Below are 20,940 nucleotides of genomic sequence, written 5' to 3'. Positions count from 1 at the left end.
ATTGATCCAGATCAATTCCCGATCCGCCCTTTTGCTGTAGGCTGACGCCATACTCTGTAAACAGCAGGAAAGGACGTTTCCAATGGCTCCCAAGACACTCCTTGTTTGTCTCACGACCCCCGACCACGCCGAAACGCTGATGAAATTTGCAGTGCCACTGGCGCGCAAGCATGGTGCACATCTGATCGGGTTGCACACGATCGAGGCGCTGGTGGTCTATCCCAGCATCGCGATGCACATCCCGGAACCCGCCTATGCGTCGTTCAACGAAAGCCAGCGTGAGGAATCCGAGGAGATCAAAAAGATCTTCAACGCCCACACGCAAGCCGAGGAATTCGTCAGCGAATTCAGAATGATCAAAGCCGAAGCACAATCCGCGACCGAACGCATGGTCGAAAGCGCACGTTCCGCCGATTTGGTGATCATGGCTCATGAGGACCGTAACACCGACCGTTTCGACCAGCGCCATGCTCAAGCGCAAGTGATCCGCGAAGGCGGGCGCCCGGTGATTGTCGTGCCCCCCTCTTATGATGGTCCGGAGATTGGCAACAACATCCTGCTGGGCTGGAGCGATACGCGCGAAGCGGCACGCGCAGCGCATGACATGCTGGATATTGCGGCAGATAACGCTGCCTTGACCGTGCTGCGGGTCGGCGCGGGGCGGCAGGATGCATTCAGGGATTCAGATGCGGTGGATATGGTCGAGATGTTCTCGCGCCATGGGTTGAAATCAACGCTGGAGTATCGTGATCCGCTGGGCGAAAGCATTGCGGACGTCCTGACTGCGACCGCCCTTGAAAAAGGCGCTGACCTGATTGTGACGGGGGCCTTCGGCCACTCCAAAGCGTACGATTTTGTTATCGGGGCAACAACCTACGCGCTGTTGCGCGATCAAAAGCTTCCGGTGCTCTTCAGCAAGTAGCGGGCCGGTCGCTGTGAAGACCTCTCGCGTCTGCCGGAAGCTTCGGCAGGCGCTGGCTTGGCCGTGGGAATGCAGCATCAAAACGTCGTGGAAGATTAGGGAGCTCTGGAAATTCGGGGCTGGGCAGTGTTTAAAGGTGTTAGCGAACACCCGGATTCTAGAACAGCCCATGAACTTCCCGCTCAAAGCGGCCGTGAAATGCGGCCAATGTCCGATCCGTCACCGCGCCGTCTGCGCGCATTGCGACGACGACGAACTGACGTTGCTGGAGCATATGAAGTCCTACAAAACCTTTGCCGCGGGGGAAACAATCCTATGGCGGGGTGATGAGTTGGCTTTTGTGGGGTCGGTTGTGCAGGGCGTTGCGTCCTTGTCCAAAACGCTCGAAGACGGCCGGACCCAGATGGTGGGTCTGCTGCTGCCGTCAGACTTTATCGGGCGGCCCGGACGCCAGCAGATCGAATTCGATGTGACCGCGACGACCGAAGTTACCCTGTGCTGCTTTGAGCGCAAACCCTTTGAGCAGCTGATCCAGAACACGCCCCATGTTGCCCAGCGCTTGATGGAGCTGGCACTGGACGAACTGGATGCTGCGCGGGACTGGATGTTGCTTTTGGGGCGCAAGACCGCGCGCGAAAAGATCGCGACCTTCGTGCAGATGTTGGTAAGACGCACGCAGGTCCGCCATATCGACGGCAAACTTCATCCGCTTAGCATGCCGATGACACGCGAACAGATTGCCGACTACCTTGGCCTGACACTGGAAACCGTCAGCCGCCAGTTCAATGGCCTGAAAAAAGAAGGCGTGATCGCCTTTAGTGACCGCCGTCAGTTTGAGGTGCTGGACCTTGCCGGGCTGCACGCTGCGACCGGTGATGATGCGGAATTCATTAGCTAACACCAAAGCACTTTTTCGCGGATCCTTGATGTAGATCAAGGATCGCAATCCCGGCACATTCCATACCCCCCTTGCGAACAGGAGCGCCTTTGGCTGCTCGTCCGAAACCAAGGGGACGCATATGGACTACGTCAAACTTATAATTTTAGGCCTCATCACACTGATGTCGGCCATTGCATCAAGCTGGGCCCATGATCTGGCCTATCAGGTGCATGCCGCGCTGATCATGATTATCTCGGGCGGGATGTTCTTGTGGGTTCTGCGCCATACGGATGAGCCCAAGCCGCTGGCCGATACCTCGCGATATGCCGATGGGGTGATCCGCGCAGGCGTGATCGCGACTGCTTTCTGGGGCATTGCCGGCTTTCTGGTCGGCACGTTCATTGCGTTTCAGCTGGCTTTCCCGGAGTTGAACTTCGATTGGGGTCAGCCCTTCACGAACTTTGGTCGGCTACGTCCCCTGCACACCTCTGCGGTGATTTTTGCGTTTGGCGGCAACGCGTTGATCGCGACGTCCTTTTATGTTGTTCAACGCACCAGCGCTGCACGGCTTTGGGGCGGTAACGCGCATTGGTTCGTTTTCTGGGGCTACCAGTTGTTCATCGTCTTGGCCGCTACTGGCTATTTGCTGGGTGCGACACAGTCCAAAGAGTATGCAGAGCCCGAATGGTACGTCGACATCTGGCTGACCATTGTCTGGGTCACCTATCTGGTGGTCTTTATGGGCACCATCATGGTGCGCAAAGAGCGCCATATCTATGTCGCCAACTGGTTCTATCTGGCGTTCATCGTCACCGTCGCGATGTTGCATCTGGTCAACAACCTGTCGATCCCGGTCAGCATTTGGGGCAGCAAGTCCGTGCAAGTATTCTCGGGCGTTCAGGACGCCATGACGCAATGGTGGTACGGCCACAACGCCGTGGGCTTCTTCCTGACCGCAGGCTTTCTGGGCATGATGTACTACTTCGTGCCCAAGCAGGCTGGCCGCCCGGTCTATAGCTACAAGCTGTCGATCATCCACTTCTGGGCGCTGATCTTCCTGTATATCTGGGCTGGTCCTCACCATCTGCACTACACCGCCCTGCCTGATTGGGCCGCGACCCTTGGCATGGTGTTCTCTATCGTGCTCTGGATGCCCTCATGGGGAGGTATGATCAACGGTCTGATGACGCTGCAAGGCGCCTGGGACAAGTTGCGCACCGATCCGATCCTGCGGATGTTTGTCCTCAGCCTTGGCTTCTACGGCATGTCCACCTTCGAGGGACCGATGATGTCGATCCGCGCGGTGAACTCGCTGTCGCATTATACCGACTGGACCATCGGACACGTTCATTCAGGTGCCTTGGGCTGGAACGGTATGATTACCTTTGCCTGCCTTTACTTCCTCACGCCAAAGCTTTGGGGCCGCAAGCAGATGTATTCGATGGCCGCGATCAACTGGCACTTCTGGCTCGCGACAATCGGCATCGTTCTTTATGCGGCATCCATGTGGGTGACCGGCATCATGGAAGGTCTGATGTGGCGCGAGGTCGATGACCAGGGGTTCCTCGTCAACAGCTTTGCCGACACCGTTTCCGCAAAATTCCCGATGTATGTGGTGCGTGGACTGGGCGGCGTGATGTTCCTGTCAGGTGCGCTGATCATGTGCTGGAACATGTGGAAAACCATTCGGGGCGCAGAGCCGGCACATGCTGCCCTGCCCGCCGCAACACCTGCAGAATAAGGAGACGGACACATGGCACCGAACGAAAAGATCCCTCATCCGTCATCCGCTGACGATCCAAAAGTCAGCACCTTGTCGGATTTTCCGGACGAGATACCGAACGAACTGCCCCACCAGACCAAGTTGATCGACAAACACGCCATTCTGGAGCGCAGCCCGACCTTGCTGTTGATTGCTTCGCTCCTGGTGGTGACCATCGGCGGCATTGTCGAAATTGCACCGCTGTTCTGGTTGGAAAATACCATCGAAGAGGTCGAAGGCGTGCGCCCCTACAGCCCGCTTGAGCTGACCGGGCGTGATGTCTATGTCCGCGAAGGCTGCTATGTCTGTCATAGCCAGATGATCCGCCCGATGCGTGACGAAGTCGAACGTTACGGCCATTATTCGCTGGCTGCAGAATCGATGTATGACCATCCGTTTCAATGGGGCTCCAAACGCACCGGGCCTGACCTGGCACGGGTCGGCGGGCGCTATTCGGATGCATGGCATGTGGATCACCTGAAAGACCCGCAATCGGTTGTGCCCGAAAGCATCATGCCGAAATATGCGTTCCTGGCCGACACAAAGATCGAGAACACCCACATCACGGACCTGCTGGAAACGCACCGTTTCGTCGGTGTGCCCTACACGGATGACCAGATCACGGCGGCGCCTGCCGATTTCCGTGCTCAGGCTGATCCAGACGGCGATTGGGACGCGCTGCAAGAACGCTATCCCGGCGCGGTTGTGGGCAATTTCGATGGCCAACCGGAACTGACCGAGATGGATGCATTGATCGCCTATCTACAGGTGCTGGGCACCATGGTCGATTTCTCCACCTTCACCCCCGACGCAAGCCGATAGGAGGCACCGATGGATACCTATTCCTTCCTGCGCGAATTGGCCGACAGCTGGGTTCTGCTTGCCATGTTCGCCTTCTTTATCGGTGCTGGGGTCTGGGCCTTCTGGCCCGGCCTGCGCCAGTCCCGCGAGGACGCAAGCATGATACCGTTCCGCAACGAAACGCCCCGTACGGTCAGCACGGATCCATCCGGCACCCGCCGTCCTGCGCCCGATCTGAAGAAAGGTCCGACCGATGACTGATAAACAGGTAGATGAAGAAACCGGCGTTGAAACCACAGGCCACGTCTGGGACGGCATCGAAGAGCTGAACAACCCCCTGCCCCGCTGGTGGCTCTGGACGCTTTACGCCACCATTGTCTGGGCTATCGGTTATACGATCGCCTACCCGGCCTGGCCAATGATTTCAGGGGCGACCAGCGGTCTGCTAGGGTATTCGACCCGCGCCGAAGTCAGTGCAGATATCACCGCGCACGAGGCCAAGAATGCCGGTCTGGTGGCCGAACTGGTTGCGGCCGAGATGACCGAAATCAGCCCGCAGGACGATCTGCACCGCTATGCGGTGGCCCGTGGCGGTTCGGTCTTCCGCGCTCAGTGCAGCCAGTGCCACGGACAGGGTGCCGCCGGGGCCAAGGGCTATCCCAACCTGCTGGACAATGACTGGCTCTGGGGCGGCGACCAGGAAGCGATTGCCTATAGTATCCGCCACGGCATCCGCAACGAGACGGACTTCGATGCCCGCTATTCGGAAATGCCTGCTTATGGCGAGATGTTCTCTGAAGCCGAGATCGGTGCCGTGGTTGAATATGTCGTCGGTCTGAGTTCTGCGGAACATGACGCAGCCCTGGCAGCCGAAGGCGCACCGCTTTTTGCAGACAATTGCGCGGCTTGTCATGGCGATGCGGGTCTTGGCAACCGTGAGATGGGCGCGCCCAACCTGGCTGACGCGGTCTGGCTTTATGGCGGTGATCGCGAGACTCTGACTGAAACCGTTACCTACGCACGTTATGGCGTTATGCCGGCTTGGGGTCAGCGCCTGAGCGAAGAAGACGTCCGCGCAGTTGCGATCTATGTCCACAGCCTTGGAGGAGGCGAGTAGACACAGGCATGGGGCCGGACTTCCGGCCCCGGCATCCCCCGGAGCGGCCCTGTTCGCACATTAAGCCGTTCCGGGGGTCTTGTTTGACTCAGATCAAGGCAAGACCCCTGCCCCCATCCTAGAAAGATTCTGCGAACAGGACTTTTGAAATGACCCAAGCTCCCCTCTATGCTCCCCGAGAGCCTATTTTCCCACGCCGCGTATCCGGCGCGTTCCGCCGTTTGAAATGGTGGATCATGGGCGTTACGCTGGCGATCTACTACCTCACCCCGTGGATCCGTTGGGACCGGGGTCCCAACCTGCCGGATCAGGCGGTGCTGGTCGATCTGGCAAACCGGCGTTTCTATTTTTTCTGGATCGAGATCTGGCCACACGAATTCTACTTCGTCGCCGGTCTGCTGATTATGGCGGGGTTGGGGTTGTTTCTCTTTACCTCTGCCCTCGGGCGGGTCTGGTGCGGCTATACCTGCCCGCAGACCGTCTGGACCGATCTGTTTATTCTTGTCGAGCGTTGGATCGAAGGCGACCGCAACGCGCGGGTCCGACTGCACCGGGCAAAATGGGACTTTCACAAATGGCGGCTTCGGGTCTCCAAATGGGTGGTCTGGCTAACCATCTCATTGGCAACAGGCGGAGCTTGGGTGTTCTATTTCACCGATGCTCCGGCGCTGGCCGCTGATCTGGTTCGGCTCACCGCGCATCCTGTGGCCTATATCACCATTGCAGTGCTGACGCTGACAACCTTTGTCTTTGGCGGGTTCATGCGCGAGCAGGTCTGTATCTACATGTGCCCCTGGCCGCGTATTCAGGCGGCGATGATGGACCCCGATACCATCACAGTCGCCTACCGCGAATGGCGCGGCGAACCGCGGGGCAAGGGCAATGTGCGCAAGCGCGACCGTGCTGCCGCCGAAAAGGCAGAGCGTGAAGCGCAGGCCGCGGGTGAAGGACAACAGGTCCGCTACAAGGCGACGCCCTACCCAAGCATGCCGCTGCAGGTTGGCGGTGCGCCAAAACTGACCGCCGAGATCAACGAGCATGGCGATTGCATCGACTGCATGGCCTGCGTCAACGTCTGCCCCATGGGGATCGACATCCGTGACGGCCAGCAGATGGAATGCATTACCTGTGCCCTCTGCATCGACGCCTGCGATGATGTCATGGACAAGATCGGCAAACCGCGAGGCCTGATCGATTATATGGCACTGTCGGACGAGGCTGCAGAACGGGCGGGCGGAGTGCCAAAGTCCATCTGGCGGCACATCTTCCGGCCCCGCACTTTGCTTTATACGGCACTGTGGGCCGCACTTGGTGCGGGTCTGGTCTATGCCCTGTTCATCCGCAGCGACATCGAACTGACTGTCAGCGCGGTGCGCAACCCGACCTATGTGATGCAATCAGACGGCTCTATCCGTAATATCTATGACGTGCGACTGCGCAACAAGCTGGGCGAGGACCGCGTGTTTCATCTGAGCCTCAGCAGCGATGATCTTTTGCGCATCGAGGTGCAGGGGGCGGACGGCACGCTGGATGTCAACGTGCCTGCCGACAGCACGACCTTGCAACGGGTCTACGTCACCGCGCGTCCGCAAGACCCCGCGGCGACCCGCGCCAATACCGATCTGCGCATATGGGTCGAAGACAAAGGGACCGGTGACCGCGCCAGCCGCACCACCACATTTAATGGAAAGGAAAGCGAATGACCGAGATTAAAGGATGGCACGTTTTCGGCGTTTTCGCCTTTGCCTTTGGCATCATCATCACCGTCAATTTGACACTGGCCTTCAATGCCGTGCGCAGCTTTCCGGGGCTGGAGGTCAAGAACTCCTATGTCGCCAGCCAAAGCTTTGACGCGGACCGTAAGGCGCAGGATGCGCTGAACTGGGATGTCACGGCCCGGATCGAAAAGGGCGAGTTGGTGCTGAGCATCCTCAAGGGGGGCCGCGCCGTGGTGCCGCAGATCATCGAGGCCACCTTTGGCCGCGCCACAATGGTTGCAGCCGATCAGACCCCTGAGTTTGTCCATGACGGATTGGTATTCCGCGCCCCTGTCGATGTGCAGAAAGGCAACTGGAATCTGCGCCTGAAGGCGCGTTCGGCCGATGGCACGTTGTTTCAGCGTCGCATCATCCTCAGGGCCGCATCATGACCACTGCCTGCCCTGCGTGTGTGGCCATGCCAATGGCGCAAGAAGTCGCCGCCGGGCCTGCGCTGCAATTCTCGCTGCCCGGTGTGCATTGCGCCGCTTGTATCGGCAAGATCGAGCGCGGGCTGGAAAGCCTGCGCGGAGTAACTTCGGTGCGCGTCAACCTGTCCCTGAAACGGGTGTCGATTGCGGGACCTGTTGATGCCGACCGCGCCCTTGCCGCGCTTGAGGGGCTGGGATTCGAGGCTTATCCCTTGGATCTGGCCGCCCTTGCCAGCGCCCAGGACACCACCGGACGGGCCTTGCTGATCCGGCTGGCCGTCGCAGGCTTCGCGATGATGAACGTCATGTTGTTGTCCGTGGCCGTCTGGTCCGGCGCTCAGGACGCCACACGCGATTTGTTCCATCTCATCTCTGCGATGATTGCCCTGCCGACGGTCGGCTACGCCGGGCAGCCGTTCTTTCTGAACGCGCTTAGTGCCTTGAAGGTGGGGCGGCTGAATATGGATGTGCCGATCTCGCTGGCCATCATTCTGGCCGCAGGCATGTCTCTGTTCGAGACATTGAATGGCGGGCAGCACGCCTATTTCGACGCCGCGCTGTCGTTGACGTTTTTCCTGCTGATCGGTCGCTACCTTGACCACCAGACCCGAAGTGCGGCGCGATCTGCCGCCAAGGAATTGACCGCGCTCGAGGTCCATACCGCACAAGTGCTGATCGACGGACAGAGCCGGAAAATGCCGGTGCAGGAAATTACCGCCGGCGATCTGATCCTTGTGCCCACCGGCGCACGGATACCGGTTGATGGCACGCTAACCAGCGCGTCCGCACTGCTGGACCGCTCGCTTGTCACCGGCGAAAGCCGTGCGGCCAAGCTGGCCGAAGGTGCCAACGTGCAGGCAGGCGAGGTCAATCTGGCAGCCCCCGTCACCCTGCGCGCGGCCGTGAACGGCAGCGATACCAGCCTGCGACGCATGGCAGCGATGGTGGAACTGGCAGAAAACGGGCGCAACCGCTATACTGGTTTGGCCGACCGGGCCGCGCAAATTTATGCGCCCGCCGTACATCTGCTGGCCTTCGCTGCCTTTGTCGCCTGGTTCTTTGCCACGGGCGACACGCGGCATGCACTGAATATCGCCATCGCGGTGCTGATCATCACCTGCCCCTGTGCGCTTGGCCTTGCCGTACCAGCGGTCAGTACAGCTGCAATCAGCAAGCTTTACTCCAACGGCTTTCTGGTAAAACACGCCACCGCGCTGGAGCGGTTGGCCGAGGTGGATCATATCGTGCTGGACAAGACCGGCACGCTGACGCTGCCCGCAGGCGTTGACGTAAGCCGTTTGTCCGCAGAAGAGAAATCCATCGCGGCGGCGCTGGCACAGGGATCGGCACATGTCTGGTCACAGGCGTTGCTCGCTGCTCTTGAAGGCGTGAAACCCGCAGACCTGACCGTCCTGAAAGAACAGGCGGGCAATGGCATCGAGGCGCTTTGGCAAAGTCAGCTCGTGGCGCTGGGCCGTGGTGCTTGGCTCGGTGACGATGCGGTCGACCTGGGGCTTAAAATTGGCGATGCCCCCGCGACTGTCCTGCAAAAACACGAAAACCTGCGCCCCGGTATCGCCGAAGCGCTGGAAGCTATCGGTTTGCCATGCGAAATGCTGACCGGGGATGACACGTCCCCTGCCCGCGCCATTGCCGCGCGCTTGGACTTGCCCATGACCGCAAACGCTCGCCCCGAAGAAAAACTGACGCGGCTGGAAATGTTGAAGGATCAAGGCCACCGCGTGCTGATGATTGGTGACGGGCTGAACGACACGGCGGCACTGGCCACCGCACATGCATCCATCGCCCCTTCAACCGCACTGGATGCCGCCCGCAACGCCGCCGACGTTGTCGTGCTACGCACCAGTTTTGCAGATCTGCCGCTTGTGCTGCGCGTGGCGCGCTTTACGCGGGCTCTCTCGCAGCAGAACTTTGCCATCGCGGCGGCCTATAACTTCATCGCGGTGCCGGTTGCGCTGGCGGGGTTCGCCACACCCCTTGCCGCAGCGCTCGCGATGAGCATCTCTTCCATCACCGTTTTGGCCAATGCCCAACGTATGAGGTTTGTGAAATGAACGTCCTTGTCATTTTGATCCCTGTTTCCCTAATCCTCGGAGGTGCGGGCCTTGCCGCCTTTATCTGGACCTTGCGCAGCGATCAATATGACGACGATCAAGGCAATGCCGCGCGTATCCTGCTGGACGATCCGCGGGATTGAACGCAGCCTGTGTCCGGCCCTGCGAGATGACGTTCCGGCTAACTGAACAAAGCCCCCTTTCCGCCTCGGGCGATTGGGCATAGACAGTTGGCAGACAGGTATCTGCCGGGTGCTGCCCGGCTGATGCGGAACCATCATAATCAAAGGCTGAACACATGGAAAACGCTGGCAACTTCTACATCGACGGCAAATGGGTCGCCCCACAGGCGGGCAAGGATTTTGCAGTCATTGATCCATCAACCGAAGAAACCGCCGCAACAATCTCGCTCGGCGGACAGGCTGATACAGATGCCGCCGTGGCCGCCGCTAAGGCCGCGTTCGGCACATGGCAGCAATCGTCCAAAGCGGAACGGCTCGAGCTGATGCAGTCCATCCTCGACGTCTACATTCGCCGCTCGGACGAAATGGGCAGCCTGATCAGCACCGAAATGGGCGCACCCATTGCGATGTCCAAGACACAGCAGTCGGGCACCGGTTCTTATCACATCAAGGCGTTCATCGACGCGCTGAAAGATTTCGAGTTCGAGACGGCGCTGCGCCCCGGCGACGAAGATACACGCATCATCAAGGAACCCATCGGTGTCTGCGCGTTGATCACGCCCTGGAACTGGCCGATGAACCAGATCACCCTCAAGGTGCTGCCGGCGCTGGCCACGGGCTGCACCATGGTGCTGAAACCCTCCGAACAATCGCCGCTGTCGGCGATCCTGTTCACCGAGATCATGCATGAGGCGGGCGTGCCTGCGGGTGTCTACAACATGCTGAACGGTGACGGACCGGGCGTCGGCAGCCAGTTGTCGGCGCATAAGGACGTGGACATGGTCAGCTTTACCGGGTCGACCCGCGCGGGCCGTGCCATCACCATCGCAGCGGCGGAAACCATCAAGCGCGTCAGCCTTGAGCTGGGCGGAAAGGGTGCCAATCTGGTCTTTGCCGATGCTGATCCCAAGGCGGTCAAGCAGGGCATCATCCGGTGCTTCAACAACACCGGCCAGTCGTGCAACGCACCGACGCGGATGCTGGTCGAACGCTCGCGCTATGACGAGGCGGTCGAACAGGCCCGCGAAGCCGCTGAGGCCACAAGCGTGAATGCCGCATCCGAGGAAGGCCGTCACATCGGGCCGCTGGTCTCAGAGGTGCAGTTCAACAAAGTGCAGGACCTGATCCAGAAGGGCATCGACGAAGGGGCCAAGCTGGTTGCAGGTGGCACCGGGCGGCCCGATGGCTTGAACCGGGGCTTTTTCGTGCGCCCCACGGTCTTTGCCGATTGCACCAACGACATGACCGTGATGCGCGAGGAAATCTTTGGCCCCGTGCTGTCGATGATGCCTTTCGACAGCGAGGAAGAGGCCATCGCGATTGCCAATGACACCGACTACGGCCTGACCAACTATATTCAGACGGGCGACGACGAACGCGCGCGCCGCGTTGCGCGCGCCCTGCGCTCTGGCATGGTCGACATCAACGGCAAGGGCCGCGGTGCCGGTGCGCCTTTTGGCGGGATGAAGCAATCGGGCAATGGCCGCGAAGGCGGCGAATGGGGTCTGGATGAATTTGTCGAAGTGAAAGCCGTTGGCGGCTGGCCCGTCGCGTAGCGCCTTTGCTGACTGCATCTGACCAAGATGCTATCGGGGCTACCGCAGATGATTTCTGCGGTAGCCCCTTTTGCTTGAGGGTTTTCAGATTCCTCCGCTTTGTCGCCGGTAGAAAAGTGGCAGCGCTGCAGTCTCCGCTCTTTCGTGCCGCCCAAGCAGACGCTAAGAAGGTATGGAGCATAATCATTTTCTGACCATGCGCAGACCCAGGAGACCGAAATGAGTCATACCATCGAGACACAGGTCTGCATTATCGGCGCGGGGCCCAGCGGGTTGTTGCTTTCGCAGCTTCTGGCCAACGCGGGCATCGACACCGTGGTGATCGACCGCAAGGACCGCGCCTATATCGAGGGCCGCATCCGTGCGGGTGTCTTGGAGCAAGGCACGGTGACCGCCTTGGAAGAGGCCGGCGTGGCTGATCGGTTGCACCGTGAGGGGTTGCCCCATAGCGGGTTCGAATTGGCCTTCGACGGGGATCGTCACCGCATCGACATCGAGGCTCTGACCGGCAAGACGGTGACCGTCTATGGCCAGACCGAAGTCACCAAGGACCTGTTCGACAAACGCCATGCAGAGGGCCAAGTCTTTTACTTCAACGCTGACAGTGTCAGGCCGCAGGATTTGACCGCTGACCGGCCTTCGGTCAGCTTTACCCATGACGGCGCAGAGATCACCGTCAGCTGCGATTATATCGCGGGATGTGACGGCTATCACGGGGTGTCGCGCCAATCCATTCCAGCGGATGTGCTGAAGACATTCGAGCGGGTTTATCCTTTTGGCTGGTTGGGCGTCATGGTCGAACGTCCCCCGGTCAGCCACGAGCTGATCTATGCCAATCACGCGCGCGGGTTCGCGCTGGCCTCCATGCGGTCCGAGAGGCGCAGCCGCTATTATGTACAATGCGATCTGGATGACAGCATCGACAACTGGTCTGACGACCGGTTCTGGGAGGAACTGGCGTTGCGCCTTGGTCCGGATGCCGCAGCCCACCTGCAAACCGGCCCGTCGTTCGAGAAATCCATCGCGCCGCTGCGGTCGTTCGTGGCCGAGCCAATGCGCCACGGCAATCTGTTTCTGGCGGGCGATGCCGCGCATATTGTGCCGCCCACCGGGGCCAAAGGGCTGAACCTTGCCGCTGCCGACGTACGCATCCTCTCGCGCGCACTAATCGAACATTACACCAAGGGCAACGACCATCACATCGACACCTATTCCGAAACGGTGCTGAAACGGGTCTGGAAGGTCGAGCGGTTCTCGTGGCAGCTGTCGACCTTGATGCATCAATTCCCCGAAAACTCACCGTTTGAAAAACGCATGCAGCGGGCCGAGTTCGATTATCTGACAACATCCGAGGCGGCGGCCCGCTCCCTTGCCGAAAACTATGTCGGATTGCCGCTGGAATGACGGGCAACACGACGCCACCAACACAGGAGCCCGCTTATGGCTGATCACATCATTGCGCCGCGTGACCTTGACTGGCACCCCAAACCGCTGGCCCCTGACTATCGCTCGTCGCTGCTGCGTTCGCCCAACCACACACGTCTGCACTATGACCCCACGGTGACGGAGATGACCGGTCCGACCTTTGGCCATGGTATGCTGGGTCCGGATGATGACGATCTGATCGTGAATTACGCTCAGGCCGGAGAGGCGGCGATTGGCCCGCGCATCATCGTGCATGGCAAGCTGCTGGATGAAGACGGTCGCCCCGTCTCGGGCAAGCTGATCGAGGTCTGGCAGGCCAATGCAGGCGGGCGGTACCGTCACAAGAAGGACGGCTACGCCGCGCCGCTTGATCCCAACTTCGGCGGCTGCGGGCGGTGTATTTCGGGCGAGGACGGCAGCTATTCCTTCCGTACGATCCAGCCCGGCCCCTACCCCTGGCCCAACGGCGGCAATGACTGGCGGCCTGCGCATATCCACTTTTCGGTCTTTGGTGACGGGTTCGCCCAGCGGCTGATCACCCAGATGTATTTCGAGGGCGATCCGCATATTGCGCTGTGTCCCATCGTGCAGTGCATCCCCAGCGACACAGCCATTGACCGCCTCGTTGCGCGGCTTGATATGGACAACACCGTGCCGATGGACATCCGCGCCTACCGCTTTGACATTGTGCTGCGCGGGCGCGGTGCGACGATATTCGAGAATCAAATGGAGGGGACATGATGGCCGACTTCAAGGAATCTCCATCCCAGACCGCGGGACCTTATGTGCATATCGGCTGCGTGCCGACCTTTGCGGGTTTGCAAGGCATGTATGGCGGCAATGATCTGGGCGCGAAGATGATCACCGGCGATCCCAACGGCAGCCGCATTACGCTGACCTGTCATGTCATCGATGGTGACGGCGTACCGCTGAAAGACGCGATGGTCGAGATTTGGCAAGCAGGACCTGATGGCACTTATGGTCCTACCGAAGGGTTCAGCCACTGGGGCCGCCAGCCTACGGATGCCCATAGCGGAGAACTGGTGTTCGAGACATTGAAACCCGGTGCTACGGCAGGACAGGCCCCGCATCTGCTGGCCTGGATCACAGCGCGGGGGATCAACCTTGGCCTGACCACGCGCATTTACTTCGCGGATGAGGACAACAGTAGCGATCCGGTGCTAGCGGTGGCAGGCGACAGGCAGGCGACACTGATTGCCCAAGGCGGGGATGGCAGCTATCGCCACGATATATATTTGCAGGGCGCGCAGGAGACTGTCTTCTTTGACGTCTGATCCGGTGACGGCAAACAAGCACCTGATGCAATTCCAATCCGCAGATAAGGGTGATTACTGATAAGCATTGGTGCCAGATCGCATTTCATTCAAGCTTGTCGCAATATTGGCGGCCGGGGCCGACACAGCACAGCCTGACCCTCGCGTTCCACATCTGACTGGCGCTGTCGCAAATTGTCTGTTTTGTCATGGCTTTGTGACATAGAGCTGGCAGAAATGACCTGCACGGGAGGGTGAATGTTCAAACGGTATGCTGTCTTTTACACGCCCATCGGCCCCTTGGCATCCTTTGGTGCTGCATGGCTGGGATGGGACAGTGCAACCGGTGCCTTTGTGGCGCATCCGGAGGTTCCGGATATAGATGTGGCTGCGGTGACAGCGCGGCCACGCAAGTACGGCTGTCATGCAACGCTCGTGGCGCCGTTCCGGCCTGCCCCGACGACAGATCTGACCCAGATTGAACAAAGCGCAGAAGCCTTTGCGGCCTGCCATGCCCCCGCGCCCATCGGCAAGCTGGCGCTGCGCCATGATCACGGGTTTCTGGCCCTGCGGCCCGTCACGCAAAGCGCGGCCCTCAGCAATCTGGCGGCGGAGTTGGTGCAAGCGTTCAACCTCTTACGCGCACCGCTTACTGCCGAAGACATCACCCGCCGCCGTCGCGCCCGCCTGTCAGCGCGGCAGGATCAACAGATGCTCGACTGGGGCTATCCGTTTGTCTTTGATGACTTTCACTTTCACATCACCTTGAGCGGCCGAATTGCCGGAGCCGCCGCCGATGGCGTTTTAGACGCCTTAGAGCCGCGGCTGCTGCCCTTGCTGGAGCACGATTATGCCGTGGAGGCGATCACCCTCATGGGCGAGGACGAGGCAGGGATGTTCCACCAGATCAAGCGCTTTGCCTTGAGAGGCTAGCGCGCGACATCCGGTGCGGACACACCGATATCCCAGAACAACCCTGTCATCACCCGCAAGGCATCGCGACACACGGGCAGCAAGACATGCTCATCCGGCGCATGTTGGTTGCAGCCGAGATAACTGTGCGGCACCCAGATCGTCGGCAGGCCTAATACATCCGCAAAACAGTCGTTAGGCAGGGACCCGGCCAGATTGGGCAGGACATGCGGCGCCTGCCCGGTGGTGTCTTTCAGGGACGCCTCGACATAGCGCACCCAGGGGTGATCTGGGCTGAGGCGGGTGGCGGCAAAAATGCCTTTATCTACTGGCACTACCTCAATCGTTTCAAAACCATGGGCGTCCAGATGGCGGCGTAGGGCGGGCAGGATGTCGTTCATATCCGTGCCCACCACGAAACGCAGTTGGCAGCGTGCGCGGGCGCTGCCCGATATTGCATTCACCGGCGCATCCGGCACGCCGGATGTCATCGCCAGCACCGCAAAGCTGTTCCAGCCATAGGCGCGTTCGACCGGCGTCAGGCTTTCCTCGCCCCAGTTTTCCTCGACCGTGACAGCATCGCCCACAATCGCGGGCAGTTTGGCAAGGGCGGTGCGAATGTCGGGTGTCAGGCTGTCGGGGCGCCATTCCGGCACAAGGATCTGCCCGCGTTTATCGGTAATGCAAGCCAGCGCTTGCGCCAGCAGGATCGCCGGATCGGCCAGCAGCCCGCCCCAGTTGCCCGAATGATGCGCCCCTGTGCGCAGATCGCAGACCAGATCAAAGCTGACTCCACCACGCGAGCCCATGAACATGGTCGGCACATCCGGGTTCAGCCGGGGTCCGTCGGATGCAATCAGAACATCGGCGGCCAGCGTATCGCGGTAGAGATCCATCATCTGCGCCAAACCGGGAGAGCCGATTTCTTCGCTCATCTCCAGGACGATCTTGACGTTGAACCCAAGCGAGCCGCGCTGCTTCAGCACTGTCTCAAGCGCGCAGATGTTGATCAGGTGCTGCACCTTGTTGTCAGCAGCCCCCCGGCCATAAAGCCGCTCGCCCTCGCTTGTCAGGGTGAAAGGCGTAAGCCCCTCGCGCCATTGATCCGCCTGCCCCCAGATCACATCACCGTGGCCATAGGTCAGGATTGTCGGCAGGTCAGGGTCTTCGATGCGGCTGCCAAGCAGGAACGGGCCACCTGTCTCAGGCTCCGCAGGGTTTTCATGCAGGGTGCATTCAAAGCCTATGGCCTCCAGCCGGGGCTGGATCGCATCGCTCAGGTATCGCCACAACTCAGCCTGCGCCTCGGGGTTCTGGCTTTCGCTGAGATAGCTGACCCAATCGGCCAACATGTCTTGCAAACGTCCCGTATCAACGAGGGCTGCGGCCTGTTCAATTGCCTGTGCGCGGGTCATGTGAGCGGTGTTCCTTGGATAGAGAGGTTCGACACCACCCTAAGTCAGCCACGGGCGAACGGCCAGATGCTCAGCCACCATCCGCTGTGAAACCGGCATTCTCGATGGCGGCGATGGCACAGGCTTCATCGCGGTCGGAAGTGTCGCCGGTGATGCCCACTGCCCCGATGATGACGCCGTCCTGTTTGATCAAGACACCACCAGCGACCGGCACTAAAGATCCGTCTGCCAATCCGTTCATGGCCTGAATAAAGAAGGGCTCTACCTTGGCGCGTTCATAAAGCGCACGGGAGCCAAGCCCCATCGCGATGGCCCCGGCAGCTTTGCCCTGAGCGATCTGCGGGCGCAGATTGCTGGTCCCATCCTCGCGGGCAAGCGCCATGAGATAGCCGCCACTGTCCAGAACCGCGACGGTCAGTGGTTTGAGGTCATTGGCCTTGCGCCAGTTAATGCAGTCGCTGATCAGGCTTTGCGCCTGTTGCAGAGTAAGGGTCATGAGGGCGTCCTGTATGTGTGAAGTTATACCGCGTCAGCCGCAACGACGGCACCGCTGGTGATCCAGTTTTCAATCTGTGTCGTCTCATAGCCGAATTCAGCTAGAACGGTGCGGCTGTGCTGGCCCAAACGGGGTGCTGCCTGGGTGACTTGCGCCGGCGTGCGACTGAACTTGACCGGATGGCCGATGGTCTTGACCGGGCCTGCTGTCTCGTGATCGACCTCAAGGATCATCTCGCGATGTTGCGCCTGCGGGTCGGCGTGCATTTGCAGGATGTCATTCACCGGCCCTGCGGGCAGCTGCGCCGCCTCCATTCGCGCCAACCAGTTTTCCGTGGTGTCCTGTCGGATGTAGCTGTTCAGAATTTCGACCAGTGCGGGCAGATTTTGAATGCGCGCCGCATTGGAGGCAAAACGCGGATCGGCGTCCAGCTCAGGGGCTTCGATCACATCGAGAAAACGCAGCCAGTTGCTTTGGTTCGCGGCTCCGACATTGATCCAGCCATCGGATGTTTCGAACGCCTGATAGGGCGCATTCAGGGGATGGGCTGAACCAAGCGGTTCCGGCTTTTGCCCGGTGGCAAAGGCGATCGCGGACTGCCAATAGGTCTGCGTGATCGCGGCCTCAAAAAGCGAGGTATCCACCTTTTGACCCCGCCCCGTTTGTAGCATGTTTGCGTAGGCGGCCGAGATGCCCATTGCAGCAAGGATACCTGCGTTGATATCCGATATGGGAGCGGCGACCTTGACCGGCGGGCGGCCCGCGCCCTCGCCCGTGATCGACATCAGGCCCGACATGCCCTGCGCGATCAGATCAAAGCCCCCGCGCTCAGCATACGGTCCCGTACGGCCAAAGCCGGAGATTTCACAGTAGATCAAGCGCGGGTTCGCCTTGGCCAAATCGTCGTAGCCCAGCCCCAGCTTCTCCATCGTGCCTTTGCGGTAATTCTCGATCACCACGTCTGCGTCGGCCAGCATCTTGCGCAGGATCTCCACAGCGTCCGGGTCTTTCAGGTTCAGTGCAATGCCGCGTTTGTTGCGGTTCATCATCATATAGGCGGCGGCCTCTCCGCCTATCTCGGGCGGGGTGAAGCGGCGGCTGTCGTCGCCGGTCGGCTTTTCCACCTTGATCACATCGGCGCCCATATCGGCCAACATCAATCCGCAAACGGGGCCTGCCATGATATGGGCGATCTCGATCACCCGCATGCCCGCAAGGGGGCCGGTTTTGCTGTTCACTTGCCTGTCCATACCGGTTTTCGCTTCGCCAGAAAGGCTTCCATCCCCTGTTTGAAATCATCGCTCATGTAGCAAGAGATAATCAGATCATCGTCCTCGACCTTTGCTGCTGCGCGGTTGCGGCGCATGGCTTCCTTTGTGGCGCGCAGGGTCAGCGGTGCCATGGAGCCTACGTGTTGGGCGAGTTCCTCGGCACGGGTCATCAGCGCCGTCTCATCGTCGAGTACCTCGGTTACCAGCCCGATGTTCAGCGCCTCTTCGGCCTGGATCAGACGGGCAGTGAAGACCAACTCCCGGACGCGTCCTGCGCCCACCAGTTCGGTCAGGCGGGCAAGATTGCCCGCCGCCAGGCAATTGCCAAGCGTACGTCCGATCGGAAAGCCGAACTTAAGGCTGCTGGACGCGATGCGAATATCACAAGCCGCCGCAATGGAGCCGCCCCCGCCGGTGCAGGCACCGTTGACGGCCGCGATCGTAGGCACCGGACAGCGCTCGACCGCCTCCAGAACAGCGTCAATCTGCGCCTCGTAGTCCAACGCATCTTGCGGTTTGTCAAAGGCGCGGAACTGGGTCATGTCGGTGCCAGCGGCAAAGGCTTTGCCCCCTGCACCGGAGAGAACAACAGCGCGGACGCTGCCGTCGGTCGGCATGGTTTGACACAGTTCGGCCAACCGTTCGTACATGCCGAAGGTCAGCGCGTTACGCGCCCGCGGGCGTTGGAACGTGATCCACATGATACCATCGCGGACCTCGTCAGTGATTTCGGGCGCGTCATTCATCGGTAAAAATACTCCACTAGGAACATCGGCACGGACGGCACATAGGTGCACAGCATCAGTACGGCCAGCAGCACGCCGACGAACCAGATGTTGACTTTTGAAACCTCCCAGATGTTGGCGCGGGCCACCGAACAGGCGGTGATCAGGACCGAGGCCACAGGCGGGGTTTGTTGGCCAATCGCCAGGTTCAGTGTGACCACGAGGCCGAAGTGGACCGGATCGATCCCCGCCGCCGTGATCAGGGGGATCACGATGGGAATGACCAGAATGATCGCCGCGGCCGAGTGCAAAAAGAAACCGATGATCAGAAAGAACACGTTCAGGATCATCAGGATCGCCCATTGCTGGGTGGTGATCGACAGGATCCCTTCGGCCAGCTGCTGCGGGATTTGGGCGCGGGTCAGGAAGCCGCCCATCAGCACCGATGCCGCCACCAGAAGCATGACAACCGCGGTCTGGATGCCGCCGTCCAGCATGGCGCGGCGCAGATGGCCCAGATCCAGATTGCCGTACCAGGCCGACACCGCAAGTGATGCGATAACCGCAAGGCCCGCCGCTTCGGTCGCGGTGACATAGCCGCCAAAGATGCCTCCCAAGATGATCACCGGCAGGGTAAAGGCGGGCAGCGCATCCATGAATGTCTCGCGCAGGCGGGACAGTTGAAAGGCCGCTTCGGTCGGGAAGTTATAGCGTTTGGCGAAGAGGTAGGCGACCGTCATCAGCCCCCCTGCCCCCAGCAATCCGGGCACGACACCCGCAACGAACAACTGCTCGACTGACGTATTGGCCGAGGCGGCATAGAGGATCATCGGGATCGACGGCGGGATGATGATGGCAAGCGAGGCCGAGGAGGAGGTGACCGCCGCAGAGAACTCTTTGGAATAGCCGCGCTTTTTCATTTGCGGGATCAGGATCGAGCCCATTGCGGCCACATCCGCCACCGCAGAGCCGGAGATTTCGGCAAAGAACAAAGACACACCAATGTTGACCATTGCAAGGCCGCCGCGGATGAAGCCGATGATCGCGGAGACGAAGTTGATGAGCCGGTCAGTAATGCCGCCTGCGTTCATGATGGCCCCTGCCAGCACGAACATCGGAATGGCGATCAGCGAGAATTTCGTTGATCCGTCGTACATATCCAGCGCGATGGTCACGAGGCTGTCCGTCCCTTCGGTGACCAGCAAACCCAGCACACCACACATGGCAAGTGCCACCGCGATGGGTATGTTGATGCAGATCATCATCAGCATCGCGATAAAAATTCCGGCCATCAACATCAGACGCGATCCTTGTTCTTCTCAAGTTCGGTTTCGACTTCTTCCTCGATCTCCGCATGCTCCAGCGAGATGCCGGCGGCGGTGATTTTGAGGTACGCGGGCAGACTGAGCATCTGGCACAGCATGAACAGGATCGCACCAATGGGGATCACGGATTGGGTCAGCTGGATCGGCACCCATGTCAACGAGATCAGCGTATCCCCGGCAAGCACATCCAGAACCTGCAAACCGGCGCGGGCCATGAGGAAAAAGAAAACAAGGACAATCAGCTCCCCCACCAAAAGTGCCGCCACGCGCAGGTTGAGGGGCATCGCCAGGAGAACAGTATCAAAGCCGATGTGGCGCCGGTGCAAGGCTGCCAATGCAGACCCGTAATAGGTAATCCACGCCAGCATGATTGCTGCAACTTCATCGTACCACGAAAAACTTTGCCCCATCAGCCGTGCTATGACGGCCATGGCAACAATCAGCGTTAGCATGATCATCAAGCTGATCGTGATCCATTCAAGAACCCTGCTGAGCGCGCGGTTGATGCGCGAGAGCGTGGGATAGGCAGCGTTTTCCATGAGGTGGCCCTGTTGGGTGACGCCGATCCGCTGCTGCGGATGCAGGTGGGATCAGCGTTGAATTCTAATGAACAG

At 60.0% G+C, this 20,940-nt stretch carries 21 protein-coding genes; 15 read left to right on the top strand and 6 right to left on the bottom strand.

Annotation, left to right across the window (positions count from 1 at the left end; all coding sequences use genetic code 11):
* The first annotated feature begins 82 nt into the window (after positions 1-82).
* The 15 genes from Z945_RS0112845 to Z945_RS0112775 all read left to right on the top strand — a co-directional run bounded on the left by Z945_RS0112845 (position 83) and on the right by Z945_RS0112775 (position 15,115).
* On the top strand, positions 83-922 hold the full coding sequence (locus Z945_RS0112845; protein WP_025052516.1) for a universal stress protein: 840 nt from the start codon (positions 83-85) through the stop codon (positions 920-922).
* Positions 923-1,091: 169 nt separating this feature from the next.
* Positions 1,092-1,820 (top strand): transcriptional regulator FnrL, encoded by a 729-nt coding sequence (fnrL, locus tag Z945_RS0112840; protein WP_025052515.1) that lies wholly within the window; start codon positions 1,092-1,094, stop codon positions 1,818-1,820.
* A 121-nt stretch (positions 1,821-1,941) separates the two neighbouring features.
* The gene (ccoN, locus tag Z945_RS0112835; RefSeq protein ID WP_025052514.1) at positions 1,942-3,543 is read left to right on the top strand and encodes a cytochrome-c oxidase, cbb3-type subunit I; all 1,602 of its coding nucleotides are present in this window, start codon (positions 1,942-1,944) and stop codon (positions 3,541-3,543) included.
* 12 nt (positions 3,544-3,555) lie between these two features.
* On the top strand, positions 3,556-4,386 hold the full coding sequence (ccoO, locus tag Z945_RS0112830) for a cytochrome-c oxidase, cbb3-type subunit II (RefSeq protein ID WP_025052513.1): 831 nt from the start codon (positions 3,556-3,558) through the stop codon (positions 4,384-4,386).
* Between the two features lie 9 nt (positions 4,387-4,395).
* Positions 4,396-4,626, top strand: coding sequence for a CcoQ/FixQ family Cbb3-type cytochrome c oxidase assembly chaperone (locus tag Z945_RS20340; protein WP_025052512.1), 231 nt, complete (start codon positions 4,396-4,398; stop codon positions 4,624-4,626).
* Positions 4,619-5,482 (top strand): cytochrome-c oxidase, cbb3-type subunit III, encoded by an 864-nt coding sequence (ccoP, locus tag Z945_RS0112820; RefSeq protein WP_025052511.1) that lies wholly within the window; start codon positions 4,619-4,621, stop codon positions 5,480-5,482. The genes Z945_RS20340 and ccoP overlap by 8 nt, the downstream gene beginning before the upstream one ends.
* Before the next feature lie 149 nt (positions 5,483-5,631).
* Positions 5,632-7,185, top strand: coding sequence for a cytochrome c oxidase accessory protein CcoG (gene ccoG, locus Z945_RS0112815; protein ID WP_025052510.1), 1,554 nt, complete (start codon positions 5,632-5,634; stop codon positions 7,183-7,185).
* Positions 7,182-7,631, top strand: a complete 450-nt coding sequence (locus Z945_RS0112810) for a FixH family protein (RefSeq protein WP_025052509.1) — start codon at positions 7,182-7,184, stop codon at positions 7,629-7,631. The genes ccoG and Z945_RS0112810 overlap by 4 nt, the downstream gene beginning before the upstream one ends.
* Positions 7,628-9,745 (top strand): heavy metal translocating P-type ATPase, encoded by a 2,118-nt coding sequence (locus tag Z945_RS0112805; protein ID WP_025052508.1) that lies wholly within the window; start codon positions 7,628-7,630, stop codon positions 9,743-9,745. The genes Z945_RS0112810 and Z945_RS0112805 overlap by 4 nt, the downstream gene beginning before the upstream one ends.
* A complete protein-coding gene (gene ccoS, locus Z945_RS0112800) occupies positions 9,742-9,888 on the top strand; it encodes a cbb3-type cytochrome oxidase assembly protein CcoS (protein WP_025052507.1) in 147 nt (48 codons plus the stop codon). The genes Z945_RS0112805 and ccoS overlap by 4 nt, the downstream gene beginning before the upstream one ends.
* Before the next feature lie 155 nt (positions 9,889-10,043).
* The gene (locus Z945_RS0112795; protein WP_025052506.1) at positions 10,044-11,483 is read left to right on the top strand and encodes an aldehyde dehydrogenase family protein; all 1,440 of its coding nucleotides are present in this window, start codon (positions 10,044-10,046) and stop codon (positions 11,481-11,483) included.
* A gap of 219 nt (positions 11,484-11,702) precedes the next feature.
* Positions 11,703-12,887 carry a 4-hydroxybenzoate 3-monooxygenase gene (pobA, locus tag Z945_RS0112790; protein WP_081781003.1) on the top strand — a complete coding sequence of 395 codons (1,185 nt, stop codon included), beginning with the start codon at positions 11,703-11,705 and terminating at the stop codon, positions 12,885-12,887.
* 36 nt (positions 12,888-12,923) lie between these two features.
* Positions 12,924-13,649, top strand: coding sequence for a protocatechuate 3,4-dioxygenase subunit beta (gene pcaH, locus Z945_RS0112785; RefSeq protein ID WP_025052504.1), 726 nt, complete (start codon positions 12,924-12,926; stop codon positions 13,647-13,649).
* Positions 13,646-14,203 carry a protocatechuate 3,4-dioxygenase subunit alpha gene (pcaG, locus tag Z945_RS0112780; RefSeq protein ID WP_025052503.1) on the top strand — a complete coding sequence of 186 codons (558 nt, stop codon included), beginning with the start codon at positions 13,646-13,648 and terminating at the stop codon, positions 14,201-14,203. Before pcaH ends, pcaG begins: the two co-directional genes overlap by 4 nt.
* Positions 14,204-14,440: 237 nt before the next feature.
* The gene (locus Z945_RS0112775; RefSeq protein ID WP_025052502.1) at positions 14,441-15,115 is read left to right on the top strand and encodes a DUF1045 domain-containing protein; all 675 of its coding nucleotides are present in this window, start codon (positions 14,441-14,443) and stop codon (positions 15,113-15,115) included.
* Here Z945_RS0112775 and Z945_RS0112770 read toward each other — a convergent pair.
* The 6 genes from Z945_RS0112770 to Z945_RS0112745 all read right to left on the bottom strand — a co-directional run bounded on the left by Z945_RS0112770 (position 15,112) and on the right by Z945_RS0112745 (position 20,865).
* Complete coding sequence (locus Z945_RS0112770; RefSeq protein WP_025052501.1) at positions 15,112-16,509, bottom strand: M20 family metallopeptidase; 1,398 nt, start codon at positions 16,507-16,509, stop codon at positions 15,112-15,114. The two genes, Z945_RS0112775 and Z945_RS0112770, sit on opposite strands and share 4 nt — an antisense overlap.
* A gap of 70 nt (positions 16,510-16,579) precedes the next feature.
* A complete protein-coding gene (locus Z945_RS0112765; protein ID WP_025052500.1) occupies positions 16,580-17,005 on the bottom strand; it encodes a GlcG/HbpS family heme-binding protein in 426 nt (141 codons plus the stop codon).
* 23 nt (positions 17,006-17,028) lie between these two features.
* On the bottom strand, positions 17,029-18,243 hold the full coding sequence (locus Z945_RS0112760) for a CaiB/BaiF CoA transferase family protein (protein ID WP_025052499.1): 1,215 nt from the start codon (positions 18,241-18,243) through the stop codon (positions 17,029-17,031).
* Positions 18,240-19,022, bottom strand: coding sequence for an enoyl-CoA hydratase/isomerase family protein (locus Z945_RS0112755; protein WP_025052498.1), 783 nt, complete (start codon positions 19,020-19,022; stop codon positions 18,240-18,242). The genes Z945_RS0112760 and Z945_RS0112755 overlap by 4 nt, the downstream gene beginning before the upstream one ends.
* Positions 19,019-20,299 carry a TRAP transporter large permease gene (locus Z945_RS0112750; protein ID WP_025052497.1) on the bottom strand — a complete coding sequence of 427 codons (1,281 nt, stop codon included), beginning with the start codon at positions 20,297-20,299 and terminating at the stop codon, positions 19,019-19,021. Before Z945_RS0112750 ends, Z945_RS0112755 begins: the two co-directional genes overlap by 4 nt.
* The gene (locus Z945_RS0112745) at positions 20,299-20,865 is read right to left on the bottom strand and encodes a TRAP transporter small permease (RefSeq protein ID WP_025052496.1); all 567 of its coding nucleotides are present in this window, start codon (positions 20,863-20,865) and stop codon (positions 20,299-20,301) included. Before Z945_RS0112745 ends, Z945_RS0112750 begins: the two co-directional genes overlap by 1 nt.
* Positions 20,866-20,940 lie beyond the last annotated feature (75 nt).

The organism is Sulfitobacter noctilucae (assembly GCF_000622365.1).
Classification (GTDB): domain Bacteria; phylum Pseudomonadota; class Alphaproteobacteria; order Rhodobacterales; family Rhodobacteraceae; genus Sulfitobacter; species Sulfitobacter noctilucae.
The sequence above is the reverse complement of the archived record's forward strand: the minus strand, read 5'-3'. Positions and strand labels throughout refer to the sequence as shown.